This window comes from Pseudactinotalea terrae, from assembly GCF_009733845.1.
Lineage (GTDB): Bacteria > Actinomycetota > Actinomycetes > Actinomycetales > Beutenbergiaceae > Pseudactinotalea > Pseudactinotalea terrae.
On the sequence record NZ_WNXZ01000003.1, the window covers coordinates 520792 to 546995 of the forward strand.

The 26204-nt window shown below is 70.5% G+C and carries 33 protein-coding genes; 17 read left to right on the forward strand and 16 right to left on the reverse strand.

The window, feature by feature from the left end; genetic code table 11:
• Position 1: 1 nt before the first annotated feature.
• Entirely contained in the window at positions 2–745 is a 744-nt protein-coding gene (locus GPA03_RS13165; protein ID WP_156252448.1) for a GAF and ANTAR domain-containing protein, read from the reverse strand.
• A gap of 143 nt (positions 746–888) precedes the next feature.
• On the opposite strand from GPA03_RS13165, the gene GPA03_RS13170 reads away from it, so the two are divergent.
• Positions 889–1587: a GAF and ANTAR domain-containing protein gene (locus tag GPA03_RS13170; RefSeq protein WP_156252449.1), complete on the forward strand. Its 699-nt coding sequence runs from the start codon at positions 889–891 to the stop codon at positions 1585–1587.
• A 35-nt stretch (positions 1588–1622) separates the two neighbouring features.
• Here the strand turns inward: GPA03_RS13170 and GPA03_RS13175 are convergent, their stop codons facing one another.
• Positions 1623–2084 (reverse strand): STAS domain-containing protein, encoded by a 462-nt coding sequence (locus tag GPA03_RS13175; protein ID WP_156252450.1) that lies wholly within the window; start codon positions 2082–2084, stop codon positions 1623–1625.
• A 214-nt stretch (positions 2085–2298) separates the two neighbouring features.
• On the reverse strand, positions 2299–2496 hold the full coding sequence (locus GPA03_RS13180) for a CsbD family protein (protein ID WP_156252451.1): 198 nt from the start codon (positions 2494–2496) through the stop codon (positions 2299–2301).
• Between the two features lie 199 nt (positions 2497–2695).
• Between GPA03_RS13180 and GPA03_RS13185 the strand changes: the two genes are divergently transcribed.
• Positions 2696–2998: a DUF4235 domain-containing protein gene (locus GPA03_RS13185; protein ID WP_156252452.1), complete on the forward strand. Its 303-nt coding sequence runs from the start codon at positions 2696–2698 to the stop codon at positions 2996–2998.
• Positions 2999–3027: 29 nt separating this feature from the next.
• Here the strand turns inward: GPA03_RS13185 and GPA03_RS13190 are convergent, their stop codons facing one another.
• Positions 3028–3840 carry a sigma-70 family RNA polymerase sigma factor gene (locus tag GPA03_RS13190; protein WP_156252453.1) on the reverse strand — a complete coding sequence of 271 codons (813 nt, stop codon included), beginning with the start codon at positions 3838–3840 and terminating at the stop codon, positions 3028–3030.
• A 177-nt stretch (positions 3841–4017) separates the two neighbouring features.
• Between GPA03_RS13190 and GPA03_RS13195 the strand changes: the two genes are divergently transcribed.
• Complete coding sequence (locus tag GPA03_RS13195) at positions 4018–5205, forward strand: zinc-dependent alcohol dehydrogenase (protein WP_156252454.1); 1188 nt, start codon at positions 4018–4020, stop codon at positions 5203–5205.
• A 9-nt stretch (positions 5206–5214) separates the two neighbouring features.
• On the opposite strand, the gene GPA03_RS13200 is transcribed toward GPA03_RS13195, so the two are convergent.
• On the reverse strand, positions 5215–6627 hold the full coding sequence (locus GPA03_RS13200; protein ID WP_206673550.1) for an FAD-dependent oxidoreductase: 1413 nt from the start codon (positions 6625–6627) through the stop codon (positions 5215–5217).
• 229 nt (positions 6628–6856) lie between these two features.
• Between GPA03_RS13200 and GPA03_RS13205 the strand changes: the two genes are divergently transcribed.
• Positions 6857–7984, forward strand: a complete 1128-nt coding sequence (locus tag GPA03_RS13205) for a carboxylate-amine ligase (protein WP_194239525.1) — start codon at positions 6857–6859, stop codon at positions 7982–7984.
• Positions 7985–8108: 124 nt separating this feature from the next.
• Here the strand turns inward: GPA03_RS13205 and GPA03_RS13210 are convergent, their stop codons facing one another.
• Genes GPA03_RS13210 through GPA03_RS13230 form a run of 5 tightly spaced genes read right to left on the reverse strand, consistent with a single transcriptional unit; the run spans position 8109 to position 11364 of the window.
• Positions 8109–8288 carry a hypothetical protein gene (locus tag GPA03_RS13210; protein WP_156252456.1) on the reverse strand — a complete coding sequence of 60 codons (180 nt, stop codon included), beginning with the start codon at positions 8286–8288 and terminating at the stop codon, positions 8109–8111.
• A gap of 49 nt (positions 8289–8337) precedes the next feature.
• Positions 8338–8607, reverse strand: a complete 270-nt coding sequence (locus tag GPA03_RS13215; protein WP_156252457.1) for a DUF7218 family protein — start codon at positions 8605–8607, stop codon at positions 8338–8340.
• Positions 8608–8664: 57 nt separating this feature from the next.
• The gene (locus GPA03_RS13220) at positions 8665–9516 is read right to left on the reverse strand and encodes an endonuclease/exonuclease/phosphatase family protein (protein WP_156252458.1); all 852 of its coding nucleotides are present in this window, start codon (positions 9514–9516) and stop codon (positions 8665–8667) included.
• 10 nt (positions 9517–9526) lie between these two features.
• Positions 9527–10396: an SDR family oxidoreductase gene (locus GPA03_RS13225; RefSeq protein ID WP_156252459.1), complete on the reverse strand. Its 870-nt coding sequence runs from the start codon at positions 10394–10396 to the stop codon at positions 9527–9529.
• Complete coding sequence (locus GPA03_RS13230) at positions 10393–11364, reverse strand: heme oxygenase-like domain-containing protein (RefSeq protein ID WP_156252460.1); 972 nt, start codon at positions 11362–11364, stop codon at positions 10393–10395. The genes GPA03_RS13225 and GPA03_RS13230 overlap by 4 nt, the downstream gene beginning before the upstream one ends.
• Before the next feature lie 408 nt (positions 11365–11772).
• Between GPA03_RS13230 and GPA03_RS13235 the strand changes: the two genes are divergently transcribed.
• The 5 genes from GPA03_RS13235 to GPA03_RS13255 all read left to right on the forward strand — a co-directional run bounded on the left by GPA03_RS13235 (position 11773) and on the right by GPA03_RS13255 (position 14903).
• The gene (locus GPA03_RS13235) at positions 11773–12267 is read left to right on the forward strand and encodes a hypothetical protein (RefSeq protein ID WP_156252461.1); all 495 of its coding nucleotides are present in this window, start codon (positions 11773–11775) and stop codon (positions 12265–12267) included.
• Positions 12264–13499 carry an NRAMP family divalent metal transporter gene (locus GPA03_RS13240; protein ID WP_156252462.1) on the forward strand — a complete coding sequence of 412 codons (1236 nt, stop codon included), beginning with the start codon at positions 12264–12266 and terminating at the stop codon, positions 13497–13499. The genes GPA03_RS13235 and GPA03_RS13240 overlap by 4 nt, the downstream gene beginning before the upstream one ends.
• A complete protein-coding gene (locus tag GPA03_RS13245) occupies positions 13496–13885 on the forward strand; it encodes a hypothetical protein (RefSeq protein WP_156252463.1) in 390 nt (129 codons plus the stop codon). Before GPA03_RS13240 ends, GPA03_RS13245 begins: the two co-directional genes overlap by 4 nt.
• Complete coding sequence (locus GPA03_RS13250) at positions 13885–14274, forward strand: PRC-barrel domain containing protein (protein ID WP_156252464.1); 390 nt, start codon at positions 13885–13887, stop codon at positions 14272–14274. The genes GPA03_RS13245 and GPA03_RS13250 overlap by 1 nt, the downstream gene beginning before the upstream one ends.
• Positions 14275–14354: 80 nt before the next feature.
• The gene (locus GPA03_RS13255) at positions 14355–14903 is read left to right on the forward strand and encodes a type 1 glutamine amidotransferase domain-containing protein (RefSeq protein ID WP_156252465.1); all 549 of its coding nucleotides are present in this window, start codon (positions 14355–14357) and stop codon (positions 14901–14903) included.
• A gap of 22 nt (positions 14904–14925) precedes the next feature.
• Here GPA03_RS13255 and GPA03_RS13260 read toward each other — a convergent pair whose 3' ends face one another.
• The 3 genes from GPA03_RS13260 to GPA03_RS13270 form a co-directional block, all read right to left on the reverse strand.
• A complete protein-coding gene (locus tag GPA03_RS13260) occupies positions 14926–15954 on the reverse strand; it encodes a DNA topoisomerase IB (RefSeq protein WP_156252466.1) in 1029 nt (342 codons plus the stop codon).
• Between the two features lie 134 nt (positions 15955–16088).
• Positions 16089–17354, reverse strand: a complete 1266-nt coding sequence (locus tag GPA03_RS13265; RefSeq protein WP_206673551.1) for an RNA polymerase sigma factor — start codon at positions 17352–17354, stop codon at positions 16089–16091.
• Positions 17318–17641, reverse strand: coding sequence for a YciI family protein (locus GPA03_RS13270; protein WP_156252468.1), 324 nt, complete (start codon positions 17639–17641; stop codon positions 17318–17320). The genes GPA03_RS13265 and GPA03_RS13270 overlap by 37 nt, the downstream gene beginning before the upstream one ends.
• Positions 17642–17833: 192 nt before the next feature.
• On the opposite strand from GPA03_RS13270, the gene GPA03_RS13275 reads away from it, so the two are divergent.
• The 5 genes from GPA03_RS13275 to GPA03_RS13295 all read left to right on the forward strand — a co-directional run bounded on the left by GPA03_RS13275 (position 17834) and on the right by GPA03_RS13295 (position 22501).
• The gene (locus tag GPA03_RS13275) at positions 17834–19255 is read left to right on the forward strand and encodes a dihydrolipoyl dehydrogenase family protein (RefSeq protein WP_241681290.1); all 1422 of its coding nucleotides are present in this window, start codon (positions 17834–17836) and stop codon (positions 19253–19255) included.
• A gap of 85 nt (positions 19256–19340) precedes the next feature.
• A complete protein-coding gene (locus tag GPA03_RS13280; protein WP_156252470.1) occupies positions 19341–20162 on the forward strand; it encodes an ABC transporter ATP-binding protein in 822 nt (273 codons plus the stop codon).
• Between the two features lies 1 nt (position 20163).
• Positions 20164–20847 carry an ABC transporter permease gene (locus tag GPA03_RS13285; RefSeq protein WP_156252471.1) on the forward strand — a complete coding sequence of 228 codons (684 nt, stop codon included), beginning with the start codon at positions 20164–20166 and terminating at the stop codon, positions 20845–20847.
• Complete coding sequence (locus tag GPA03_RS13290) at positions 20844–21557, forward strand: ABC transporter permease (protein WP_156252472.1); 714 nt, start codon at positions 20844–20846, stop codon at positions 21555–21557. Before GPA03_RS13285 ends, GPA03_RS13290 begins: the two co-directional genes overlap by 4 nt.
• A gap of 20 nt (positions 21558–21577) precedes the next feature.
• A complete protein-coding gene (locus GPA03_RS13295) occupies positions 21578–22501 on the forward strand; it encodes an ABC transporter substrate-binding protein (protein WP_156252473.1) in 924 nt (307 codons plus the stop codon).
• Positions 22502–22514: 13 nt separating this feature from the next.
• Here GPA03_RS13295 and GPA03_RS13300 read toward each other — a convergent pair whose 3' ends face one another.
• Entirely contained in the window at positions 22515–23129 is a 615-nt protein-coding gene (locus GPA03_RS13300; RefSeq protein ID WP_156252474.1) for a DUF2249 domain-containing protein, read from the reverse strand.
• Positions 23130–23175: 46 nt separating this feature from the next.
• Here GPA03_RS13300 and fdxA point away from each other — a divergent pair, with 46 nt between their 5' ends.
• From fdxA to GPA03_RS13315, 3 genes are read left to right on the forward strand one after another with little or no spacing between them, the layout of a single operon-like run.
• Entirely contained in the window at positions 23176–23526 is a 351-nt protein-coding gene (fdxA, locus tag GPA03_RS13305; RefSeq protein ID WP_156252475.1) for a ferredoxin, read from the forward strand.
• Positions 23523–24152 (forward strand): helix-turn-helix transcriptional regulator, encoded by a 630-nt coding sequence (locus tag GPA03_RS13310; RefSeq protein ID WP_156252476.1) that lies wholly within the window; start codon positions 23523–23525, stop codon positions 24150–24152. The genes fdxA and GPA03_RS13310 overlap by 4 nt, the downstream gene beginning before the upstream one ends.
• The gene (locus GPA03_RS13315; protein ID WP_156252477.1) at positions 24152–24493 is read left to right on the forward strand and encodes a cupin domain-containing protein; all 342 of its coding nucleotides are present in this window, start codon (positions 24152–24154) and stop codon (positions 24491–24493) included. The genes GPA03_RS13310 and GPA03_RS13315 overlap by 1 nt, the downstream gene beginning before the upstream one ends.
• A 90-nt stretch (positions 24494–24583) precedes the next feature.
• Here the strand turns inward: GPA03_RS13315 and GPA03_RS13320 are convergent, their stop codons facing one another.
• Both GPA03_RS13320 and gdhA read right to left on the reverse strand, forming a co-directional pair.
• A complete protein-coding gene (locus GPA03_RS13320; RefSeq protein ID WP_156252478.1) occupies positions 24584–24802 on the reverse strand; it encodes a hypothetical protein in 219 nt (72 codons plus the stop codon).
• Between the two features lie 38 nt (positions 24803–24840).
• Positions 24841–26190 (reverse strand): NADP-specific glutamate dehydrogenase, encoded by a 1350-nt coding sequence (gdhA, locus tag GPA03_RS13325; RefSeq protein WP_156252479.1) that lies wholly within the window; start codon positions 26188–26190, stop codon positions 24841–24843.
• Positions 26191–26204: the final 14 nt, after the last annotated feature.

Sequence of the window (26204 nt, forward strand, 5' to 3'; positions counted from 1 at the left end):
CTCAGCTTGCGGGGGCCGGCTCCTGCCGATGATCCGTTGTGTCGTCGACAGCAGGACGGTGACGGGGAAGCTGCCGGTCACGGACCAGGTGCTCGGCGAGATCGCGGAGCTTGATGTTGCGGTCCTGCGAGTAGCGCTTGAGGACCGCGAAGGCCTGCTCCTCGCTCAGCCCATGACGCTCCATGAGAATTCCCTGCGCCTGCCCGATCCGCTTGCGGCCGTCCAGGGCGAGGTTGAGCCCTTCGACGGTGAGCGACGAGCTCAGGGCGAGTGCTGCGTGCCGGGTGATGAGGTGGGCGAGGCCGATCTCGTCGCTGCTGAACACCCGCGGCTGGGCCCAGAACAGGTTCAGTGCGCCGACCCTGCGGTCCCCGGACTTGTTCCCCAGCTCGGTGCCGAGTGCGCTCTGGATGCCGAGGTCGACGGCGCGAGGTGCCCACCGCGGCCAGCGCATGTCGTTGGTGAGGTCCTGCGCTGCCATGGTCTCGCCCTGCCATGCGCTGTCGTGGCACGGGCCCTCGCCCAGCTCGTACTGCAGCCGATCCAGCTCCTCGACAACCGGGTCGGTCGGAGCGACCGTCTGCAGCTTCCCGCGACCGCGGATCAGTGTGATGCCGGCATAGTCGGCCCCGAGCTGCTGACATGTGTAGGAGACGATCTCAGCGGCCGTCTGGGCAGACCCAGGAGCTTCATGGAGGCGCTCGACCAGGACGGCGAGCTCACGGGCCAACCTGCTGTCATCCATCGTTCGATCCCTCGTGATGCTTTCCACAATCAGCTGACCCCTGTGCGCTCAGCGTAGGCCCGTGCCACGGCTGTCGATGCCACCTCGGGCCCGCGGACTCGGCTGCGGTAGTGTGACGTCGATCCACTGGAGTCGGGCGGGCTATGTACGACCATCGTTCTTTCGTCCTGACGGCGCTGCAGTTCACCGAGAAGCTCGTCAGCGACTACGACGTCAACACCGTGCTCGAGGATCTCGCCGTGCGGCTCGCCGAGCTGCTCTCGCTGGCGGGGAGCGGCGTCAGCGTCGCGGTCGAGGGACGGCTCCGGGCGGTAACCACGATCCCTCCGCACCTGGCCGACCTGGAGCATCACCAGGAGCAGACCCAGTCCGGTCCCTGTGCTGACGCCTTCCGTACCGGGCATCCGGTGACCGTCGTCGACCTGCAGGAGGACGAGAGGTGGCCGGAGTACCGGGAGGTGGCGCTGCGGCTCGGGATGCGGGCCGTGGTCGGTCTGCCGATGAAGCTCGGCGACCGGATCGTGGGTGCCCTCAACCTCTACAACGCCGAGGTGCGGCCGTGGGAGGAAGACGATCTCATCGCCGCTCAGCTCCTGGCCAACCTGGCCACCAGCTTCCTCATCCAGTCCGAGTCCATGAACCAGCAGTCGGTGCTGAACGCCCAGCTGCAGCGCGCACTCGAGAGCCGTGTGCTGGTCGAGCAGGCCAAGGGCGTGCTGGCGGAGGCTCACGGCACCGACGTGACCGCCGCGTTCGAGCGCATCCGCCGCCATGCCCGGCAGCACAACGTCAAGGTCGTCGAGGTGGCGCAGGGCATCGTGCATCTGGGCCTTCGCCTCTGAGGCGAGGACCGGCCGGCGTTCGGTCATCACGGGGCTCAGGCGGGATCCGCGGCTGACGCCTGCATCGGCTCAGCGCGGCATGCCGAGCACTGGCAGCTGTCGTGCCAGCGCTGGAGCACGCGGCTGTCGAGCTGGTCGAGGGATTCGCTCGGCTCTGTGAGGCGGGTGACGAGCTGGACGACGTCGTCGAGCTCGGCGACGAGCACCAGGAACCTGACGAGTGGGGGCGGATCGACCAGGGTGACCGAGGCGTCGCTGCCGTGCGCCAGCCTCGCGATGATCGCCATCACCGACGAGTCCATGTACGTCACGTCTCGGGTGTGAACCTCGACGGGCATCTCGAGCTTGTCGAGCTCTGCCACCGCAGCACGCAGCTCCGTGTTCATGCCGAGATCGATCTCGCCGGTCAGTACCAGTCGAGCACCGGCGCCGGCCGCGAGCACGGTGACGGTGCCGCTGCGGTGCTTCGCCGGCTCGGCCGCGTGTAAATCATCCACCTGACGACTCCCCGTCGTTCAAAGGGACGTCGCCGGGTTCACGGGCAACGAGGTCCGCCGGGGGCAGGAGCGGTCGATGAGTGCGTCGTCAAGGGTACCGGCGGCCGCGCGGGTTCACAAGCGTGCCGCGGGCTGAGCAGCGGTCTGACGGCGCGAAGGTGCAGGTGAGCGTCTCGCTCACCTGCACCTTCGCGCCGACTGTGGGAGGCGACCGTCAGCGGTTACGGAGGTCGTCCGCGGCGTCGCGAGCGCCGTCCTTGACATCCTCCGCCGCCTGCTTGACCTTGGCGCCCGCTTCCTCGGTCGCGCCCTCGGCCTGCAGGTCACGGTTGTCGGTGGCGTCACCGACGTTCTTCTTGACCTTGCCACTGGTCTCCTGAGCGGCGTTCTTCAGCTTGTCGTCCATACCCATGAGGTGCTCCTTCGCGCAACGGGTCCCGCTCGTCACGGAACCGCTTGTTCCTCCCGGTGCCCCGAATGGGCTCTTTCATGCAGGTCGGTGCCGATCCGCCCCGATGATGTGTCAAGAGCGCCCTGCCTGGGCACCGGGTGTGACTGAATGACATGGAGCCCGTCGTCACGTCCGCAGCTGAACCCGAAGAGGAGAACCGATGCCCCGTCATCACGAGAAGCGCACCAACAAGGCTGCGAAGGTCCTCTACCAGCCTGTGGGGGTGGTGAGCAGCGTTGTCGCCGGCCTGATCGCGGGCCAGGTCTTCCAACAGGTGTGGAAGCGGGTGCTGCCCGGCGATCACGACGATCCGCCGAACGCCCTCGAGTCTGAGTACACCTGGAAAGAGGTGATGGTCGGTGCGCTCATCCAGGGCGCCATCTTCGCCGTTGTCAGGGCCGCGGTGAGCCGCGGCGGAGCACGTGCCTTCGAGCGGTGGACGGGGGAGTGGCCCGGGAATTGATCTGGCCGTAGGGAGCCGTCCGGCGAAGCCTAGGCTGCGTGGTCCTGCTCCAGCTGCGAGCGCAGCTCAGCGAGGATCTTGGTGAGCCACCGGCTCACCTGCATCTGAGCGACACCCAGCTGCGCGCCGATCTCGCGCTGGGTCAAACCCTCGAAGAACCTGAGGTACAGCACCCGGCGCTCCCGCTGATCAAGGTTCTGCAGCAGCGGCAGCAGCATCACGCGGATATCGACGGTTGCATACGGCTCGCCGTCGTGCGGCAGGCAGTCTCCCAAGGTCAGATCACCCCGGGAGGGATCGACCAGCTGGTCGAGCGCGGTGGGCTGGAAGCAGCCCGAGGCCGACAACGCCTCGTCGTGCTCCTCGCGCGTGATATCGAGCCGAGCACAGATCTCGTCGGGTGTGGGGTCGCGGCCGAGGTCGAGCGCCAGGCTCTCCGTCGCTCTGCTGATCCGCGACTGGAGCTCCTGGATGCGCCGGGGTGGGCGCACCATCCAGCTGACATCGCGGAAGTACCGCAGCACCTCGCCACGCATCGTCGGCACGGCGTAGCTCAGCAGGTCGTGGTGCCGGGAGGGGTCGAAGCGGCGCACAGCCTTGAGCAGACCCTCGCAGGCGGCCTGCTCGAGGTCCTCGACCGCGACGCCACGGCCGCGATAGCGGCTGGCGACCGCGCGGGCGACGCGGACGTTGAGCTCGATGAGCTTGGCCTGGGCGGCTCGACGCTCGGCCGGATCGCTCGTGCTGTACGCGCACCAGGCGAGCTGGTCGGTCCGACTGGCGCGTTCGTGGCGGCTGAGCGTGTGCTCGGCCCTGGCAAGCGGTGACTGTGTCGTGACCATCGATGCACTCTCGTCGCGAGTGTGCCCGCCTTGGTCTCCAGCGAACGTGATGCCAGGCCATCTTACCGCGTGTGGGTCGTCGAGCGGTTGCTGGTCGAGCGAATGCCCGGCGGTGCCGTGGGGTACCGGCGCAGCAGTCGGCGTCCCGCCGGCCCCGATCGCAGCGAAGGAGACACCATGAGAGCCGTGACCTGGCAAGGGCGTCGCGACATGCAGGTCGTCGATGCGCCGGACCCGCGCATCGAGGAACCGACCGATGCTCTGGTACGCATCACCTCGACAGCACTGTGCGGTTCCGACCTGCACCTGTACGACCCCTTCACCCCCTTCATGACCCCAGGCGATGTCGTCGGGCACGAGCCGATGGGCATCGTCGAGGAGGTCGGTCGTGAGGTCCACGACCTCCGTGTCGGCGATCGGGTCGTCGTCCCGTTCAACGTCAGCTGCGGCACCTGCTGGATGTGCAGGCGCGGCCTCCAGAGCCAGTGCGAGACGACCCAGAATCGTGAGCACGGCACCGGGGCCAGCCTGTTCGGCTACTCCAAGCTCTATGGGCAGGTACCGGGTGGGCAGGCAGAGGCGATGCGGGTTCCCTTCGCCGACACGCTGCCGATCGTCGTGCCCGACGACGGGCCGGATGACCGGTTCCTGTTTCTCTCCGACGTGCTTCCGACCGCCTGGCAGGCCGTGGAGTACGCGGGCGTCACCCCTGGAGCCTCCGTGCTCGTGCTGGGCGCGGGACCCATCGGCGACATGGCCGCACGGGTGGCGCTGCACCGTGGGTGCGAGGTCGTGGTGGTCGACCGGATTCCCGAGCGCCTGGCCCGAGCGGCGGGGCGGGGCGCGACCACGATCGACGTCGACGAGCTCGGCGCCGACAACCTGCCCGAGAAGATTCGCGAGCTGAGCGGCGGTCGCGGCGCGGACGCGGTCATCGACGCCGTCGGCATGGAGGCGCACGGATCTCCCGTCGCCGAGGTGATGCAGAAAGCACTCGCGGTGCTTCCCAAGCAGGCCCAGGCAGCGGTGATGACCAAGGCGGGCGTCGACCGGCTCGAGGTCCTGCACCAGGCGATCGAGTGCGTCCGGCGGGGCGGGACCGTCTCGGTGGTGGGCGTGTACGGCGGCGCCGCCGATCCGATGCCGATGATGCAGCTCTTCGACAAGCAGGTGCAGCTGCGGATGGGGCAGGCGAATGTGCGGCGCTGGAGCGAGGAGATCCTCGACGTGCTTCAGCAGGACGACGACGTGCTCGGCGTGGAGACCTTCGCTACGCACCACCTGTCGCTCGAGGAGGCCCCGGCGGCCTATGCGACGTTCCAGGAGAAGAGCGATGGCATGGTGAAAGCTGTCTTCGCCCCGTGACGACGCGGGTCACCGGGGAGCCAGAGCGCACGTGGCAGGACCCTCGAGGACAGCGCCGTCGACGTCGAAGCGCGATCCGTGCAACGGGCAGTCCCAGGAGCGTTCGGCGTCGTTCCACCTGAGCGGCCCGCCGAGATGGGTGCAGACGCGGGACAGCTCGCCGGTCGACTCGTCCGACGGCGGCCGTACGACGGGTCTCAACCAGCCGCTTGCGAGCTCGAGACCCACCCGTGCGTTGGCGCGGACGACCTGACTCGCTCCGGCGAGCTCCTGCCTGCCCCACGGGCGGTAGACATCGCCCCACTCGACCCGACTGCCCGTCACCTCCCCGCACAGGGCGAGAGCGGCCGCCACGCCGTTGGTCATGCCCCACTTCGCGTACCCGCCGGCCACCAGCAGATGATCGGCCCCGGGGAGCAACGGCCCCGCGAAGGGCAGCTGATGTGCGGTCGTGTGGTCCTGCGCCGACCAGGCGTGCGTCTCCTCGGCGTCGGGCCACCAGCGGCGAGTCCAGGTCCGAAGGCGGTCGAGGTGACTCAGCTCCGACCGGGTACGGCCGGTGGGGTGTCCCTCACCCCCCACCAGCAGCAGATGCTGACCATCGTGCGTCGCGTCGCGCAGCGAGCGGGCAGGCTGATCGGCCGAGAGGTACATCGCCTGCCACGGCTGCAGCGCCGTCTGGAACGCCAGCGCGTACGAGCGTCTCGCCTCCATCCGGGCGAAGTACCCACCCCGGTCCAGCACGGGCATCCCGGTGGCGATCACCACCCTGTGAGCCAGCAGCTCACCCGCCTCGGTCTCCAGCCGCGCCGGTCCCGCGTCGCGGACCTGCAGCACCCGGACCCCCTCGTGGACGGTGGCCCCGCTCTCGATCGCGTCCTGGATCAGGGCGTGGACGAGCTGCACCGGATCGGTCTGCCACTGGTCGTCCAACCACACGCCGCCGCGCGTCGGGAAGGGCAGCTCGAGGTCCTCCACCCAGCGTGCGGCCAGCCCGGCCCGTCGAGCATGGCCGAGCTCGTCACGGGCGGCCTGCTCACCGCGTGCGCGGGCCGCGAACGTGACGGCGGCGCGCCGGTCGATGGGAACCTCGTGCGAGAGGCAGAACTCCTCGAGCCAGGCTTGCGCCTGGATGTTGGCCTCGACGTACTGACGGACGACGGCTGGCGGGTGCTTGCGGGCGATCGTCGAGAGCCTGGTGCCCTGCAGGAGACTCACCTTCGCCGTGCTGGCGCCCGTCGTCGCAGCAGCGACGGACCGTGCCTCGAGCACGGCGACCGCCAGCCCAGCCCGGGCGAGCAGCGCAGCCGCAGCCGCCCCGGTCAGGCCCGCGCCCACCACAGCGACGTCGACGGCGCGGGGGAGGTCGTGCTCGGGAAGCGCTGGGGTCGCACCTGCGTGCCACAGCGGCTGGGTGGTCACAGCCCGGCACCGCGGGCCGAGCGCACTGGTGCGACCGTCCCGCTCGGCATGACCCGATCCCCTCGACCGATGCTGGTGCACTGGATCATGAACGACTCCTTCAGGTCGTGGCCGCCGCTGGACTGCTGGGCGGAGGAACGTGCTGGCCTGTCAGGTACCCCGATCGGGCCAGGCTCATGCGTGAGGTGCCGGGGCGCCGCCGTGCTGCCACACTGACGCCGTGCGAACCATGGGTGTCGAGGAGGAGCTGCTGCTCGTCGAGAGCGGCACCGGCCGGGCGCTCTCGCTCGCGAGCCAGGTGCTGCAGCAAGCCGCGGCGGATGCGTCCCCTGACGACGCTGCGGACGTCCCCTTCACCGGGGCGCTCGAGAAAGAGCTGCAGCGGCAGCAGATCGAGACGGGTACGGCGCCGCACGCCGATCTCGCCGCCCTCGGGGAGGATGTGCGGGCGTGGCGCCGCACGGCGATCGATGCAGCACGGCACAGCGGCGCGCAGATCGCCGCGCTGGGGACCTCCCCGATCCCTGTCGAGCCACGGCCGACGGACAACGACCGGTTCCGGGAGATGGCGGAGCGGTTCGGGATCACCACCGCGGAGAACCTGACCTGCGGCTGCCACGTGCACGTCTCGATCGAGTCCAGGGAAGAGGCGGTCGCCGTCATCGACCGGATCCGGCCCTGGCTGCCGATCCTGATCGCGGTGAGCGCGAACTCGCCGTTCTGGCAGGGCAACGACACGTCCTACGCCTCCTACCGCACGCAAGCGCAGTCCCGGTGGCCGACGACGGGGCCGAGCGAGATCTTCGGCTCGGCCGAGGCCTACGACGACCTGGTCGCGAGCATGATGGCCACGAACACCGTGCTCGACAGCGCCATGCTCTACTTCGACGCTCGCGTCTCGCAGAGCTACCCGACCGTCGAGCTGCGCGTCGCCGACGTGTGCCTGGATCCCGACGACACCGTGCTCGTCGCCGGGCTCGCGCGGGCCATGGTGATGACCGCTGCCGCCGAGTGGGCCGCTGGGAAGGTGGCGCCGCCGGTGCCCGTGGCGATGCTCCGGCTGGCGAACTGGCAGGCATCCCGCGCCGGCCTCGGCGAAAACCTGCTGGACCCGCTCACGGGCCGGCCACGACCGGCCGACGAGGTGGTGCATCAACTGCTGGATCACGTGCGGCCGGCGCTGCGCGAGTGCGGCGACGAGGTCGCCGTGACCGAGGCGCTCGAGCGGGTCCTGGCGGTCGGCAACGGGGCCGATCGGCAGCGCGACACCTGGGAGCGGACCGGCAGCCTGGCCGACGTCGTCGCCGATGCTGTCAGGGTGACCGCCGGCCAGGAGGCCGGAGGCGTCCGCCGCTGAGCTACCCCTGGATGCTTTTGTGATCTGCTCTCCGGTCGCCGCTGGCGCGACCGCCGGTTGCCATCGTGCCGTCCTCCTTCGATGCCGTGGCTGGCTCACCGCCACGCTCGTGTCAGTGCGCTCTTCACGTGGATCGGCCGTCGTCCTCACCCTCGGCCTGCGAGGGGTGCCCCTGCTGGGGTGGGTCGGGGTGCGTCGCGGGGTGCTCCGGGTCCGCACCCTCGGCCTGGCTGGGATGCTCAGGTTGTGACGGGGCCCTTGCCTCGGATCCTTCGGCATCGGCTCCCGTGTGGTCGTGCGTCACAGCTGTCCTCCTCGCTCGTACGGTCCAGCAGGTGGGTCTGGCATGGCGACTAGTGGTTGCGAAGCATGTCGATGAGCTCGTCCTTCTTCTTGTCCGAGTAGCCGGACAGCCCGAGCTCCTTGGCTCGGTCGCGCAGCTCGCTCACGGTGCGGTCCTCGTAGTCCTCCGCCTTTCCGCCGCGCCGGCCGACCTTGCCCTTGCCCTCGGCGGCAGCGGCGTTCGAGATCCGCGCCGCCTTCTCCTTCGATGCGCCGTCATCCCGGAGCTCCTCGTACATGTCCGGGTTCTTGATCGACGACGGCGTGTCCTTGCGTGGCATGTCAACTCCTTCTGATCGATGGGTACGTCCGCCAGCACGCTGGCCGGTGCGCGGTCATCACGTGCCGGCATCGTGGGGGTAGCTGCCCCAGCTCCCCGGCGGATGCTCGGGGAGCGTGAGGTCCGCGACCACCCCGAAGTGATCGCTGGCCCAGACACCGTCGACCGGCTGGTCGAGGACCCGGTCGCAGTGCTTGACCTCGAGCAACGGCCCGTGACTTCCCGCGCGAACAAGCACGTAGTCGATGCGGCGCGAGATGGCGGTGGCCACCTCGCCGGCCCGCACCAGCGGGTTCTCGGTCGTGAACGTCAGCCCGGGCTCCTCTCCGCGAACCGTCTCCCACGCGTCCTGGTAGCAGACGCTGAAGCCGTCCAGCGAGCGCCGCCCTCGCCAGAACCGCATGCTGCTCGAGTCGGGGGTCGCGTCGAAGTCGCCCAGAACGATCGCGGGCCGGTTCCCGGCCGCCTGCTCCACGGCCGCCGCAGCGCGCTGAGCCTGCTGCTCCCGTTCGACCTCCAGCGGGAAGGGCCAGCTCGGCTTGTGGTGCGCGACGACCACCGGTCCGATCGGTGACTCGACCTCGACGACGAGCGTCGCGCACCACGGAAGATCTCGCCCGTTCTCGGGCGTGCGCTGGTCGATCTCCGTGAGCACCCGGTGGGGCGCTCGCGTGGCGAGCACCCCACCGACGCCGTCGTCGCTGGACTCGGTGAAGGGGGTGGTGACGTAGCCGTCCCCGAGGAGCTCCTCGAGCTGCGCGCCGGTGGGAACCTCCTGCAACGCGACGACATCGGCCTGCAGCGCCAGCAGCTGATCGCTGATCACACGGCTGCGTCGGTCCCAGTCCGGGTTGGCCGGGCCGAGCACGTTCAGCGTGACGCACCGCAGAGTCGGGGTGGTGGCAGTCATGGCCCAGGCCTCAGAACACCGCGCGGCCGCCGGTGACGCCCAGCACTGTGCCACTGACGTAGCTCGCCTCGTCCGAGGCGAGGAACACGAACGCGGCGGCGACCTCGATCGGCTGCCCCGGGCGGCCGAGCGGGGTGTCGGCACCGAATCCTTCGACCTTCTCCTCACCGAAGGTCGAGGGGATCAGCGGTGTCCAGATCGGTCCGGGTGCCACGGCGTTCACGCGGATGCCCTTGGGCCCCAGGTCGGAGGCGAGGTTGACCATGAGGTTGTTGAGAGCGGCCTTCGTCGAGGCGTAGTCGAGCAACGGCTCGCTGGGCTCGAACGCCTGGATCGAGGTGGTGATCGCGATGCTCGCGCCCGGCTCCAGGTGCTTGACGGCGGCCTTGATGAGCCAGAAGGTCGCGAAGACGTTCGTGGCGTACACGCGCTCGAGCTGTTCGGTGCTGAACGCCTCGATCCCGCCACTGGTGCCCATCTGGAACGCTGCGTTCGACACCACGGTGTCGAGGCCGCCCAGCGCGGCGACCGCGTCCTCCACGAGCGTGACGTTGGCCTCCTCGGTGCGCTGATCCGTCGGTAGCAGCACGCACCGCCGCCCGGCGGCGGTGACCGCGCGCTCGACCTCAGCGGCATCCTGCTCCTCCTCGGGGAGGAACGCGATCGCCACGTCGGCGCCCTCCTTCGCGAAGGCGATCGCTGTCGCGCGGCCGATGCCGGAGTCGCCGCCGCTGATGAGGGCCCGCTTGCCCTCCAGTCGGCCGCGCGCGGTCCAGCCGGACTCGCCGTGATCGGGCACCGGATCCATGGCATCGGTGCGGCCCGGCCAGTCCTGGGTCTGTGCCGGAACGTTCGTGGGGCGGGGGGAGTCGGTCGTCATGACAGTCCTTCCGTCGGGATCAGGGGGGTGGGATGGTCGGGATGGTCGGGAATGTCCGGAGGGGTGGCGGCTGCTCGCAGGCGTAGCTCCTGCGCGTGCTCGATGGCGCCGTCGACGGCGGCCCCAGCGGTCACGCATGCGCGCGCACCGAGGAGGACGTCGGAAGCGAGCCGCGGTTCGGTCTCGACCAGATGTTCGGCCGCCTCCAGCGTGGTCATCTGTCCGATCACGCAGACGTCCCAGGCCGTCGCGGTCGCCGCGTCGAAGCCCCGTGTGCGCAACGCGTCACCGGTGACGAATCGACCCGCTGCGGCGAGCGCGTCGGCTGCCACGAGCCATCCGAGCGCAACCGCGCGTGACGACCGATGCGCGACCAGGTGGTCCAGCACGGCGAGACGCCACAGTGCCGGGCCGGGCAGCGCGTCGAGATGCGCACCGGTCCGGTCCGGCAGGCCGAGGCCGCGGAGCACCACCCCCACGGCCTCGCGCTCGTCGTCCAGGTCGCCGTCCGAGCCGGCGACTGCGACCGTGCGAGCGAGCAGGTGTCGCGCCGGACCGGCCATGGCGGGCAGCAGGATGGCGTGGGCGTCGCGCTCGCGCAGGCGTTGCACCGCGGTGAGGACCACCTCGTCCTCGAAGTGCTCGCGGAAGCCACTGGCGATCCGGCCGGGCGACGTCGACGCATTCGCCACCATCGCGAGCACGCTGCGCACGATCCCGCAGCCGTTGACGCGCACCGGCGGCTCGCCCACCTCCGCGAGCTCCTCGAGCCCACGCCGCGCTGGACCGCTGAGGATCCAGCGGGCGGCCGCGAGCATCGGGTGCCCCTCCCATCCGTCGTCGACACCCTCGAGGCCGCGCCGGTTCAGCTCGGCGAGGCAGACGAGGGCGAGCGCGGCGTCGTCACCGGCTCGCCACCAGGGCACGTCCTGCCCGGTGGACCACAGCTCGGCGATGTGGCTGCTCATCAAGACGTCGGCACCGCGGGTGGGTGGCCCCGTGAGCAGCGTGAGCAGGGCCCGAGAGATGGGTCCACGTGGTCGCGGCAGCGGCGTCGGGCGAGGGCGCCGGGGCCGTACCGCACGGCCGCCCGGGGGGTCGCCGGGCCGATTCATCGAGCGCATAGTCCGTCCTTCGAGGACCTGCGTCCTCCTTGACGTCCACGCCAGCGGTCTCGAGCGCTTCCGTGAGCAAGTCTGCACCACGATGGGGAACTCGTCCACCTGGTCGGTGGATCGTCTTGCCTCTGGCACCGCCCGCAGACGACTCCAGCGGGCCCGGCCACGCGATCTGTGCCACACTGCTGACGGGTCCAACCGGCGGCCCGGCGCACATACTGAAGCGCCGACGCCGTTCGCGACACCGAGGAGGTCCCCGTGAGGCCCTCGCGGGACGAGCATCCCGTCGCTCTGGCCCTGCTGCGGCGTGGATCCCTCCGCCTGCGCGCCCTGGTGCTCATGATCGTGGTGCTGGCCACGGCGAGCTGCGCGACCGCCACCAGCAGCTCCTCGGCCCAGGAGTCGATCACCTCCGGACTGGAGGAGGCGCGCTCGGCCGTGGCCACGGCGGCTCTGGTCGTCACGTTGCTCGAGGACGACCGCATGACCGCGCCGGTCGCCGATACCGGTCTGCTCGACCAGATCGGCGTGCTCGAGGACAGCTCCGCCGCCCTCATGACCCTGGTGCCGCCCGCCGAGATGGCCACCCCACTCCAGCAGGGGATGACCGCCGTCGGGACCGCGACGGACGCCGTCGTGGCCGCGAGGCTCTGGGTGAACGGCGAGAGCGGCGCGAGCGCTGCGGAGCTGCTCGAGGCGCTGGAGGGCGCCGAGAGCGAGATCGACGACGTCCTCGCGGAGGTCGGCGCATGAAACGCCTGCTCGGCGTCGCCCTCGGCATCCTCACCGCGATCGGCGGGTTCGTCGACATCGGCGACCTCGTCACCAACGCCGTCGTCGGCTCCCGGTTCGGGCTGTCGCTGGTGTGGGTGGTGGTGGTCGGCGTCGTCGGGATCTGCCTGTTCGCCGAGATGTCCGGCCGTGTGGCTGCTGTCAGCGGCCGCGCCACCTTCGAGATCATCCGGGAGCGGCTCGGCCCGCGCATGGCCGGTGCCAACCTGGTCGCGTCGTTCGCGATCAACCTGCTGACGCTCACCGCAGAGGTCGGCGGTATCGCGCTGGCGCTGCACCTGGCATCCAGCGTCGAGCCGCGGCTGTGGATCGTGGTCGCGGCAGCTGCCGTGTGGCTGGTGCTGTGGCGCGTGAAGTTCTCGATCATGGAGAACGTCGCGGGGCTCCTGGGTCTGCTGCTGGTCGGCTTCGGCGTCGCGCTGTTCCTGCTCGGCCCCGACTGGGGCGACCTGCTCGCGCAGGCGGCCAGCATCGGGCAGCCTCCGGGCGGGCAGTCGATGGGCAGCTACTGGTTCTACGCCGTCGCCCTCTTCGGGGCGGCGATGACGCCGTACGAGGTGTTCTTCTTCTCCTCGGGCGCGGTCGAGGAGAAGTGGACGGCGAAGGACCTGTCCCAGAATCGGCTCAACGTGCTCACCGGGTTCCCGCTGGGAGGACTGCTCTCGGTCGCGATCGCCGCGTGCGCAGCCGTGGTGCTGATGCCGCAGAGCATCGAGGTCTCCTCGTTGTCGCAGATCGTGCTACCGGTCGCGCAGGCAGGTGGCACGCTCCTGCTCGCGGTGGTCATCCTCGGCATCGTGGCCGCGACGTTCGGTGCGGCGCTGGAGACCGCGCTCTCGAGCGGCTACACGGTCGCGCAGTACCTCGGGTGGTCCTGGGGGAAGTTCCGCCGGCCCGCGAAGGCTGCACGTTTCCACCTCACGATGATCGTGGCTCTCCTGATCGCGGTGGGGATCCTCATGACCAGCGTCGACCCGATCGCCGTCACCGAGATGTCGGTCGTGTTCTCCGCGGTGGCGCTCCCGCTGACGTACGTCCCGATCCTCGTGGTGGCCAACGACCCCGAGTACATGGGGGAGCACGTCAGCGGCAAGGTGGCGAACGCCCTCGGCAGCGTCTACCTGGTCATCGTCCTGGTGGCCGCGCTAGCAGCCATACCCCTGATGATCGCGACGGGAGCGGGATCGGCATGAGCGACATCGAACGAGCTGCGCGGCGGGTGATCGACGCCCGCCTGCATCTGCTCGACCGGCAGGTGCTCGACGTCGTCGGGGAGCCGGTCACCGCGATAGACGACCTCGAGATCGTCGGAGCCGACGGCGAGGAGGTCGTCCCCGGGCGCACGGCACGTGTGGCAGCTGTGCTCGCAGGCCCGGCGATCGTCACGCGCCTGCTGGGCGGGCATCCGCCGCCCTCGCGCTGGGAACGCATCGAGTGGAGCCACGTCGAACGCGTCGGGACCACGGTGGACCTGAGCGTCGACCGCGACGCGCTCGACCTCGACTGGTCGGAGCGCTGGGTCCGCGACCGGGTGATCGCCCGTATCCCCGGCGGCCTTCACGACCCGGAGAGCGACTGATGATCATCGGAGACCTTCTCGCCTCCCGCGTCCTGGACCACGACGGCGGCGGCCTCGGCCACGTCGTCGATGTCCGGCTCGCCCTCGAGCTGCGAGACGATGACGCCGACCCCGAGACCGGTGACGACGTACCGCTGTCCCAGGGCGCGCTCCGGAGCGACCTGGTCGGGCAGGCCGAGGTCGTTGGGCTGCTGGTCAGTCCCCACAACGGCGGTTCCTTCCTCGGCTACGAGCGCACCGGGGTGCGATCGCCCTGGATGATCGCGTCGCTGATGCGGCGGATGCATCGTGGGACGTTCCTCGTGGCCTGGGAGCAGGTCGAGCAGATCGAGGAGGGCACGATCACCCTCGCGCAAGGGTTCGACAGGCTTGATCCGAGCCTGCACTGAGTGGACCGCCGTCGAGCACACCGATGGCGGAACCAGATCCTTCACGACCCGCGTGAAGGCAACCGAGAGAAGGAGGCATCATGGCTGATCTGACAGGGAAGAAGGTCGCCTTCCTGGCGACGAACGGCTTCGAGGACAGCGAGCTGACCAGCCCCTGGGGCGCGGTCACCGACGCGGGAGCGCAGGCGACGCTCGTCTCGCCCGAGTCCGGCACGATCACGGGCAAGAAGGGGCACGAGGCCACCGTGGAGGTCAGCTCGGCGGAGGCGACCGCAGCGGATTTCGACGGCCTGGTGCTGCCGGGCGGTGTCGCCAACGGCGACCACCTCCGCATGGACGCTGCGTCGGTGGCGTTCGTGAAGGACTTCTTCGCCCAGCACAAGCCGGTCGGCGTGATCTGTCACGGCGGCTGGATCCTCACCGATGCCGATGTGCTGAAGGGTCGCACGATCACCTCCTACCCGAGCCTGCGCACCGACCTCACCAACGCCGGGGCGAGCTGGGTCGACGAGGAGGTCGTGGTGGACGCGGGCCTCGTCAGCAGCCGCACCCCGGACGATCTGCCGGCGTTCAACGCCAAGGTCGTCGAGGAGCTGGCTGAGGGCAAGCACGCCGAGCAGACGGCCTGATCCGGCCTTCGCTGCCGCTCGGTCAGGACGAAGCAGCGCTCGGGTCGAGGACCTCGAGCACGGCCGCCTCCACCCGGGGTGGGGCGGGCGTGCTCGAGGGCACCTCACCGGGGAGGCCACCGAGCGAGGCGCCCTCCTCGTACGCCTCGATGATGCGGGGGTCGATATAGGCGGACCGGCTCACCGCCGGGGTGTTGCCGAGCCGCTCAGCGACCTCGGACACCGCCTCGCGCACGCCCCGCTCCCGCTCGGAAGCCGTCTCGGCCTCATCGTGCCGCGCCAGCGTGACGGCGGCCAGGACCGTGCCGTGCCACGTGCGGAAGTCCTTGGCTGTCGCGTCCTGCCCGAGGCGCTCCTTGACGTAGGCCCCGATGTCGGTGCTGGTCAGGTCGCGCCACGGACCCCGGCGTGCCGATCCCTCGCGGTAGGCGAGGAGCTCCGGCCCGCCGTCGCGCCGCCGGCGCAGCACGCGGAGCGCATCGACCACCTCGGTGTCATCGATCTCGACGTGCCGAGGTTGACCGGACTTGGCCACGTAGTCGAACACGGCGACGCCGGCGGCGGTGATGCGAAGGTGCTCCTTGCGCAGGGTGGCGAGCCCGAAGCTGCCGTTGTCGGCGGTGTAGGCCTCGCTCCCGATCCGGAACAGTCCCTGGTCGAGGAGGAGGAACGCCACGGCGAGAGCGCGCTCCCGGGGCATGCCCGGGCGGCGCAGGTCGCGGCGTGCGCTGCGCCGGGCGGCCGGGAGCGACGCGGCGAGCTCGCGTACACGTTCGTGCTTGGCCGCGTCCTGCTCGGCCCGCCACACGGGGTGGTAGAGGTACTGGCGTCGCCCGGCGGCGTCCGTGCCCACGGCCTGGATGTGACCTTTCTCGTCCGGGCAGATCCACACGTCCGTCCATGCCGGGGGAATCACCAGATCACGGCATCGGGCCAGGCGGGCGGCGCTCGTGATGCGGCTGCCATCGGTGTCGAGGTAGATCCAGCCCCGTCCGCACCGGCGCCGGCCCCAGCCCGGTGCCTCGAGGTCGACCTCGTGGAGCGCACTCATCCGCATCCCGCCGTTCGTGACTGCGCTGCGACGACCTGACGACATTCGCGAGACCGCGCCGCAGAGCTGCATCTTGTCATGCGGGACCAGCTCCGAGTGATTCTCAGGGCCGGCTGCCTGGCTCCGGCGCGCCGTCAGGCCGGCCGCAGCTGTCGCCGGCGTCGGGTGAGGTGGGCGACCTCGGCCGTGTTGCCCGCGAGGTCGATCGCCCGCTGGTAGGCGACCGCCGCGTCGGAGCTGCGGTGAAGGCGTCGGAGCAGCTCTGCCCGGCTGGCGTGAAACGGGTGGTACCCGGCCAGCGCCGGCTCGAGGTCCTCGAGCTCCGCCAGCGCCACCTCGGGGCCGTCGAGCTCAGCCACTGCGATGGCGCGGTTGAGGGCGACGACCGGCGAAGGGTCGAGCCGGACCAGCTGGTCGTACAGCGCCAGGACCTGTGACCAGTCGGTGTCGCGGAAGTCGCGCGCCGAGGTGTGCACCGCGTTGATCGCCGCGAGCAGCTGGTAGCGCCCGGGTGCCACGCCGGAGGCGAGACGTTCCCGCACCAGACTGTGACCCTCGGTGATCAGCGCGGGGTGCCAGGCGCCGCGATCCTGCTCCTGGAGGGGCACCAGCTCGCCGCTCGCCGAGATCCGCCCCGGGGCCCGGGCCTCGGTCAGCAGCATCAGCGCGAGGAGGCCGGCCACCTCGCCGTCGTCCGGCAGCAGGACGCGCACGAGTCGGGTCAGCCGGATCGCCTCGGCCGTCAGGGCGGGACGCATCGGGTCGCTCTCCCGGCCGGTCGCGAGGTAGCCCTCGTTGAAGACGAGGAACAGCACCGCCAGCACACCGGAGACCCGCGCTGGCAGATCGTGCGCCGCAGGTACCCGGTAGGGGATGCCCGCGGCCCGGATCTTCGCCTTCGCACGCGTGATCCGCTGACCCAGGGTGCTCTCCGTCACCAGGAACGCCCGCGCGATCTCGCCGGCGCTCAGGCCGCCGACCATGCGCAGGGTCAGCGCGACCCTCGCCTCCATCGCCAGCGCGGGGTGGGCGCACGTGAAGATCAGACGCAACCGGTCGTCGTCGATCGCTCCGAGCGGCTCGTGAGGGTCGGCGTCGATCACCAGCCCGGCCTCCCGGTGCTTGTTCTCGCGCTTGCTCTCGCGCCGGAGGCGGTCGATCGCCCGTCGCCCTGCCGTCATGGTGAGCCAGGCGCCGGGGTTGGGCGGCACGCCGTCGACCGGCCATCTCTCGACGGCGATGGCGAACGCCTCCGCCGAGGACTCCTCGGCGATGTCGAGGTCGCCGAAGCGCCTGGCCAGCGAGGCGACCACCCGTGCCCACTCCTCGCGGTGGGCCCGGCCGATCGCCGAGAGCGCGTCGTTCAACGGAACGCCCGCACCTCGACCTTGCGGTTGCATGCCTTGGAGGCATCGCCTGCGAGCGCGAGCGCCACGTCGAGGTCGGGAGCCTCGATGATCCAGAAACCTGCGAGGTACTCCTTGGACTCCAGGAACGGGCCGTCGGTGACCAGCGCCTGGTCGCGGCGGTTGTCGACCACCGTGGCGGCATCGGGCGCCGTGAGGCCGCCCGCGAAGACCCAGTAGCCCTCGGTCTGGATGCGTTCGTTGAAGACGTCGATCGCGGCGGCCTCCTCGGCGGTCGCCAGCTCGATCTCGTCGTGGATCACGGAGAACAGGTACTGCATCGTGGATCAGCTCCTCGGGCGATGGCGCCAGGTGGGTCGACGGTACGGCAGGTCCCCAGACTCGCGGTGAGATCGGGTCCGCCACCATGTCGACGAACGGGGGTTCCCAGATCCGACAGCGGATCCGGGAACAATGGTGGGCGGAGCGGATGTTCCCACTGGAGCAAGCCGACGCCGACCGGAAGTGCTGACGTGTCTGACGACTATGACGTGATCGTGATCGGTGGTGGGCCTGTCGGCGAGAACGTCGCGGACCGTGCCGTGCAGGGCGGGCTCACCGCGATCATCGTGGAGAGCGAGCTGGTGGGTGGCGAGTGCTCCTACTGGGCGTGCATGCCCTCGAAGGCGCTGCTGCGCCCGGGCCAGGCGCTGCGCGCCGCCCAGCGCGTGGCCGGCGCCTCACAGGCCGTGACCGGCACGCTCGACGTGCAGGCGGTGCTCGAGCGCCGCGACTCCTTCACGAGCGGCTGGTCCGACTCCGGCCATGTGGACTGGCTCGAGTCCGCCGGGATCGACCTCGCCCGCGGGCACGGCAGGATCACCGGGGTCCGCGAGGTCACCGTGACCGCCGAGGGCGGCTCGACCCGGGTGCTGACCGCCAGACATGCCGTCGCGGTCAGCACCGGCACCGACGCGGCGATCCCACCGATCGATGGCCTGCACGAGGCCTCGCCGTGGACGAGCCGCGAGGCCACCAGCGCCCAGGAGATCCCCGCGTCGCTCGCGATCATCGGTGGCGGTGTGGTGGGTGTCGAGATGGCGACGGCGTACGCGGGCTTCGGCTCGCACGTGACCCTGATCTCCAGGGGCGGGCTGCTCAGCAGCATGGAGCCGTTCGCTGCCGAGCGGGTCGCCACGGCCCTGCGCGAGGCGGGCGTCGACGTCCGGACGAACACCGGCACCAGCCGGGTCCGCCGCGACGGCGCCGGCGTGACCCTCACGCTGGCCGACGACGCCGAGGTCCGTGCGGACGAGGTGCTCGTCGCCACCGGCCGGGCGCCACGTAGCGGCGACATCGGGCTGGAGGCGGTCGGCCTCACGCCGGGGGAGTACCTCGAGACCGACGGCACGCTGCGGGTCCGGGGCAGCGACTGGCTCTACGCCGTCGGGGACGTCAACGGCAGGGCGCTGCTGACGCACCAGGGCAAGTACCAGGCGCGGGCCGCTGGCGACGTGATCGCCGCTCGCGCCCGCGGCGGCGCGGTCGACGAGAGTCGTTGGGGCCGCCACGTCGCCACAGCAGACGAGGCCGCCGTGCCGCAGGTGGTGTTCACCGAGCCGGAGGTGGCCTCGGTCGGCCTCACGGCGAAGGCGGCCGAGGAAGCCGGCTACCGCACACGGGTCATCGACCAGGATCTCGGAGCCATCGCCGGTGCGAGCCTGCGGGAGGACGGCTACGCGGGCCAGGCGCGCATGGTGGTCGACACCGACCGTGAGGTGCTGCTCGGGGCGACGTTCGTCGGGCCCGACGTGGCCGACCTGCTGCAGGCCGCGACCATCGCCGTGGTCGGTGAGGTGCCGCTCGCCCGGCTCTGGCACGCCGTGCCGGCCTACCCCACGGTCAGCGAGATCTGGCTGCGACTGCTCGAGGCCTACGGTCGCGACTCCGCGTGAGCGGCAGGAGTGTCGGAGCGATGCCTTACGCTCGGACCCCGTTCGAGCAAGCCCGACCCGCCCCCGACCGATCGGAGAGCGCCCGGTGATCGAGTTCCGTTCCGTGACGAAGCAGTTCCCTGACGGGACCGTGGCCGTCGAGGACTTCTCCCTGGTGCTGCCCTCGCACCGCACGACGGTGTTCGTCGGATCCTCCGGATGTGGCAAGACGACGCTGCTGCGCATGGTCAACCGGATGGTCGAGCCGACCAGCGGCGATGTCGAGATCGACGGCGAGAGCGTGCTCGACAAGGATCCGGTCGAGCTGCGGCGCGGCATCGGGTACGTCATGCAGAACTCCGGGCTGATGCCACATTTCACCGTCGTCCACAACATCGCCACGGTGCTGCGGCTGATCGGCCGATCGAAGCGGGAGGCGCACGAGCGCGCCCGGTCGCTGCTCGAGGTCGTGGGCCTCGAGCCGGACCTCGCCGATCGTTATCCGAGCCAGCTCTCCGGTGGTCAGCAGCAGCGCGTCGGCGTCGCCCGCGGGCTCGCGGCGGATCCCAACATCCTGCTCATGGACGAGCCGTTCGGCGCCGTCGACCCGATCGTGCGCTCCGAGCTGCAGCAGGAGCTGATCCGGCTGCAGACCGAGCTGGACAAGACGGTCGTCTTCGTCACGCACGACATCGACGAGGCGTTCCTGCTCGGGGACCAGGTGGTCATCCTCGACAAGGCTGCCCGGATCGTCCAGGTCGGGAGCCCCAGCGAGATCATCGAGAACCCGGCCGACGACTTCGTGGCAGCCTTCATCGGCGTCGACCGGGGGCGGCGCGCGCTGCGCATCAAGGAGACCGCGCGAGGCCGGGTGCTGGTGGATTCCGAGGGGCGCACGCAGGGTTCCCTCGTCGAGGACGGCGTCTGAGGTGACCTGGGTCCTGGACAACCTCGGCCTCATCCTGGAGCTGGCCGGCGTGCATCTGCGCCAGAGCGTGATCGCGATCGTGCTCGGCGCGGTGCTGTCGTTGCCGCTGGGGTGGGTGGCCTGGCGGTACCGGCTGGTACGCGGACCGGTGATCCTGCTGACCGGCCTGCTGTACACGATCCCCTCGCTCGCGCTGCTGGTCCTCATGCCGGCGGTGCTCGGCTACTCCGCGATCAGCGAGACCAACCTGGTGGTCGCGCTGACGATCTACGCGGTCGCGATCCTCGTCCGCTCGGTCGCCGACGGGCTCGACTCGGTCGATCCCGCTGTCAGGCAGTCGGCGACGGCGATGGGCTACGGCGGGACCCGGCGGTTCTGGACCGTTGACCTCCCGCTGGCCGGCCCGGTGATCCTCGCGGGGCTGCGCGTCGCTGCGGTCAGCACGATCTCGCTGGCCACCGTCGGCATCCTCATCGGGGTCGCGAACCTCGGCTACCTCTTCGAGAACGGATTGCAGCGGCGGATCGTGGCCGAGGTGCTCGCCGGGGTGCTCGCCGTCGTGATCATCGCGCTGCTGGTCGACCTGCTGCTGATGCTGCTCGGCCGGGCGCTGATGCCGTGGATCCGCGCAGGCGCGGCAACGACCAGCCGGCGCGCACGCCTGCAGATCAGGGCCGCCGCATGAACCTGTTCGCCGATGCCATCGCCTGGCTGCTCTCACCGGAGCGGCTGGACGGGGCCTACGCACTCCCGACCCTGCTGGGCCAGCACCTGCTGTACACGCTGATCGCCGTGCTGATCTCGGCCGCGGTCGCGGTCCCCGCAGGCTGGTTGATCGGGCACACCGGCCGGGGCCGCGAGGTCGCGGTCGCCATCTCGGGAGCAGCGCGCGCGGTGCCCTCGTTCGGATTGATGGTGCTGCTCGTGCTGCTGCTCGGGGTGCTCCGTATCCCCGAGGCGGCAGTCCTGACGTTCGTGCTGCTCGCGATCCCGTCGCTGCTGGCCGGCGCCTACACCGGGGTCGAGGCGGTCGACCGCCGGGTCGTCGACGCGGCCCGGGCCATGGGCATGACGGAGTGGCAGATCTTCCGCAAGGTCGAGATGCCGTTGGGCCTGCCGCTGCTCGTCGGTGGCCTCCGTTCGGCGACCCTGCAGGTGATCGCCACCGTGACGATCGCCGCCTACGTGAACCTGGGGGGCCTCGGGTGGCCCATCATCCAGGGCATCCCGCTGCGTCGGTTCGACCAGGTGCTGGGAGGCGCGATCCTCGTTGCCTTGCTCGCCCTCGCCGTCGATCTTCTGCTCGCGCTCGCCCAGCGCGCCGCCGTCCCCACCGGGGTGCGGTCACATCCCGCTGCGTCGCGCGATGCTCGCGCGGCCACCGCTTCTGCCTGAACCCCACCGAGAGGAACACCATGTCCATCACCCGCATCTCACGTCGAGCGGCGACCGCCGGGATCGCGCTCGCGGCCACCCTGGCGCTCGTCGGGTGCTCCGACGACAACCCGCTCGAGAACCCGACCGACGAGTCCACGGGTGGCGGCGACGCCTCGGGCGAGGCGATCGTGATCGGCTCGCAGGCGTACTACTCGAACGAGATCATCGCCGAGATCTACGCGCAGGCGTTGGAGGACGCCGGCCACACCGTCGAGCGGCAGTTCAGCATCGGGCAGCGAGACGCCTACATGCCGGAGGTGATCTCGGGTGCGATCGACCTGTTCCCGGAGTACTCGGGCAACCTGCTGGAGTTCCTCGACCCGGAGACCACCGCGACCAGCCCCGAGGACGTGTACGCCGCCCTCCAGGAGGCGCTGCCTGCCGAGCTCGCTGCGCTCGACTTCGCCGAGGCCGCCGACCAGGACACCTACACGGTGCTGACCTCGTTCGCCGACGAGTACGGGCTCGTCGCCATCGGCGACCTCGCCGGGGTCGAGGGCGAGATCGTCATCGGTGCCGCTCCCGAGTTCGAGCAGCGCCCGTACGGCCCGGCTGCGGCTGCGGAGGTCTACGGCGTCGAGCTGACGTTCTCCGCGACCGGGCCGACCACGCTGGAGTCGCTGCAGGCCGGAGAGATCCAGGTCGCTGACATCTACTCGGCGGACCCGGCGTTCGAGACCGGGGAGATCGTCGCGCTCGAGGATCCCGAGAACCTCATCCTGTCCTCGAACGTCGTCCCGATCGCCAGCAGCGAGATCGCTGAGGATATCGCCGAGGTGATCAACCCCATCAGCGCCGCCCTCACCACCGAGGCCCTCGTCTCGCTCAACGCCCAGAGCACGGTCGACCAGATGTCCACCGAGGACATCGCAAGCGGGTGGCTGGAGGAGAACGGGCTCTGAGCCGAACCGCCCCTCAGGCGGGCGGCGCCACCCTCGGCATCAGCGGGAGGGTCTCCTTGCGGCGGTGCACCGAGAGGTAGCGCAGCCCGTGGCTGCCGGCGAGCACGGCTCGGCGCGCCCGCCGCGGGAGGTAGACCACGGCGCCGGCGCGAAGGAGCACGTCCTCGCCCTCGGTGCGCAGAGTCCCGGTGCCGTCCACGACGTGCAGCAGCACGTCCAGGTCGGCACCGACATGCTCCTCGATCGCGCCCCCCGGTGGGAGGGCGATGATATTGGCATCGAGCTCGCGCTCGCTGGGGGTGAGCCGCCAGGTAGCGCCGACGACGTCGGGCTCACCCGATCTGCCCGCCTCGCGTGAGTCCACGACGACCCGGGGCAACGGGGTCGAGGCGAGGCGCGAGATCGTGATCCGCCAGTCCCGCGGCTCGCCTCGCAGGTACTCCCAGGCGAAGCTCCCGTGCAGGTCTGCATCCATCTGCTCGCGCAGGTGGACCGGATCGTGATCGTTGACGAGCGTGAACGACTGCCCGACGGCGAGCGTCGAGAACGTCGCGTAGACCTGCGCGTGCCGTTGTGGCTGGGAGACCTCGCGCAGGTCGAGCTCGGTGATGATGGTGCGGCCGGTCATGTCACGCTCCGGGTTTATACAAGTGTGCCTTGTGTAAAGTAGCAGCATGACGTACGTGATCGGTGAGCCCTGCGTGGACGTGAAGGACCGCGCGTGCGTCGACGAGTGCCCCGTCGACTGCATCTACGAAGGTGAGCGCACCCTCTACATCCACCCTGACGAGTGCGTGGACTGCGGTGCCTGCGAACCGGTCTGCCCGGTCGAGGCCATCTACTACGAGGACGACCTCCCCGACGCGCTGCAGCCCTACCTGCAGGACAACGACGACTTCTTCAGCACCGTGCTGCCGGGTCGCGACGCCCCGCTCGGCTCGCCCGGGGGAGCCGTCAAGCTGGGTGCCCTCGACGTCGACACCCCGTTGGTCGCCGGCCTCCCGCGACGAGCGACGTCCCCGTGAGCGCCACGGAACCGAACCGGCGGCAGCGGGTTCTCGACGCCATCCGGGAGCACGCGGACCCGGTCACCCTCGCCGCGCTCGCCGCTCAGCTCGGCGTCCATGCCAACACGGTCCGGTTCCACGTCGACCGCCTGCTCGAGTCGGGGCAGATCGAACAGGTCGACGTCGGGCGCAGCGGACCCGGTCGGCCCGCCGCCCACGTCCGGGCCACGCAGCGCATGGACCCCCACGGTCCGCGCCGGTACCGGATGCTCGCGCAGATCCTTGTCGGAGCGCTCGCCGGCACCCCGGACCGCCGTGACCGAGCGGCCGATGCCGGGCGGGCGTGGGGGCGCGGCCTTGCCGAGGCAGACCAGGGGAGCGGGTCGCCCAGCGACCGGCTCATGCACCTCCTGGACGAGGCGGGGTTCTCGCCGCAGCGGCGTGGTCCCGAGCAGATCGCGCTGCGGCACTGCCCGTTCCTGGAGCTCGCGCAGGACCGCACCGACATCGTCTGTCCCATCCACCTGGGCCTGATGCAGGGTGCCCTGGCGGAGTGGGGATCCGACGTCGATGCAGTACGACTTGAGGCCTTCGTCGAGCCCGATCTGTGCTTGGCTCATCTAGGAGCGACGAGAGGAAGCTGATGGACGCGCTGACCCTGACCGAGCTCGCCGAGGAGCTGATCGCGAAGGCCCGAGCCAGCTCGGCGCAGCGCAGCGGCCACACCATCCACGGCGGCCGCGACCACCACCTGCGCCAGACGGTCGTCGGCATCGCGGCCGGCGGTGAGCTCGCCGAGCACGAGAGCCCTGGCGAGGCCACCCTGCAGGTCATCTCGGGGCGGGTGACGATCACGGCGGGCGAGGACACCTGGGAGGGTGGCCCCGGTGCCTACGTCGTGATCCCGCCGATGCGGCACCGGTTGGACGCGCTCGAGGACTCGGCGATCATGCTCACCGTGGCCGTGCGGACCCGCGGCGACTGACACGCCGCGCCGAGGCTGCCGCCCGCGTGCTCGTCGAGCGGATGTGGGGGCTGGCGAGCGCTACCGGACCGAGCTCGCGCAGGTGCTGAGTCAGACCTCGTCGTCGCTGCGCTCGCGGTCACCGACGTGGTCGCGGACATCCGCATCCGTGCTGGTCAGCCGCTCGACCTCCTCGCCGGCCGTGCAGGTCCGGAGCGAGATCTCGAGCGCACCGGTGGAGCGCTGCAGGACCGCCCAGGTCCCGCCGCTGCACTCCCAGCGCAGCAACGCGGCCAGCGCCGACGACGGCGCACCGCCCTGCTCAGGCATCGCACCCCTCCCTCGGTCGGGTCAGGCCGATTGTGCCCTCAGACGACGCCGAGCGACAGCATCGCGTCGGCAACCTTGGTGAAGCCGGAGATGTTGGCACCGGTGACGTAGTCGCCCGGGCTGTCGTACTCCTCCGCGGTCGCGAGGCAGCGCGAGTGGATCCCACGCATGATCTGGGCCAGGCGGTCCTGGGTGTGCTCGAAGGTCCAGGAGTCGCGTGACGCGTTCTGCTGCATCTCGAGCGCGGAGGTCGCGACACCGCCGGCGTTCGCCGCCTTGCCGGGGCCGAAGCCCACGCCCGCGTCGGTGAGGATGCGCACGGCCTCCGGCGTGGTCGGCATGTTCGCGCCCTCGGCCACGATCTTCACACCGTTGGTCAGCAGCGTGCGGGCGTGGCTCTCGTCGAGCTCGTTCTGGGTCGCGCAGGGCAGGGCGATCCCCGCCGGCACGTCCCACACCGAGCCGCCCTCGATGAAGCGGGCGTTGCCACCGACCGCATCGGCGTACTCGTGCAGTCGTGCCCGGCGGACCTGCTTGATCTCGGTCAGCAGCTCGAGGTCGATGCCGCGCTCGTCCAGGACATAGCCGCTCGAGTCCGAGCAGGCCACCACGGTGCCGCCGAGCTCGTGGACCTTGGCGATCGCGTGATGGGCCACGTTGCCGGAGCCCGAGACGACCACGCGGGCGCCCTCGAAGTCCTCGCCACGGCTGCGGAGCATCTCCTCGACGAAGAACACCAGGCCGTAGCCGGTCGCCTCCGGGCGCACCTGCGAGCCGCCCCAGCTCAGGCCCTTACCGGTGAGCACCCCCGACTCGTAGCGGTTGGTGATCCGCTTGTACTGGCCGAACAGGTAGCCGATCTCGCGGCCGCCCACGCCGGTGTCGCCGGCAGGGACGTCGGTGTACTCGCCGATGTGGCGGTACAGCTCGGTCATGAAGGACTGGCAGAAGCGCATCACCTCGGCGTCGCTGCGGCCCTTGGGGTCGAAGTCGGAGCCGCCCTTGCCGCCGCCGATCGGCATGCCGGTGAGGGAGTTCTTGAAGATCTGCTCGAAGCCGAGGAACTTCACGATGCCCAGGTACACGCTGGGGTGGAACCGCAGGCCACCCTTGTACGGGCCGAGCGCCGAGTTGAACTCGACCCGGAAGCCACGGTTGATCTGCACGGTGCCCTGGTCGTCGACCCACGGCACCCGGAAGATGATCTGGCGCTCCGGCTCGCAGAGGCGGCGGATGATGCCGGCGTCGGTGTACTCGGGGTGCTTGCTCACCACGGGGCCGAGGCTCGCGAGAACCTCGTGGACAGCCTGGTGGAACTCTTGCTCACCAGGGTTGCGGCGCAGCACCTCTTCGAAGGTCGGGCGCAGGCGGCTGTCGAGCTCGGGCACGGGTACTCCTCGGT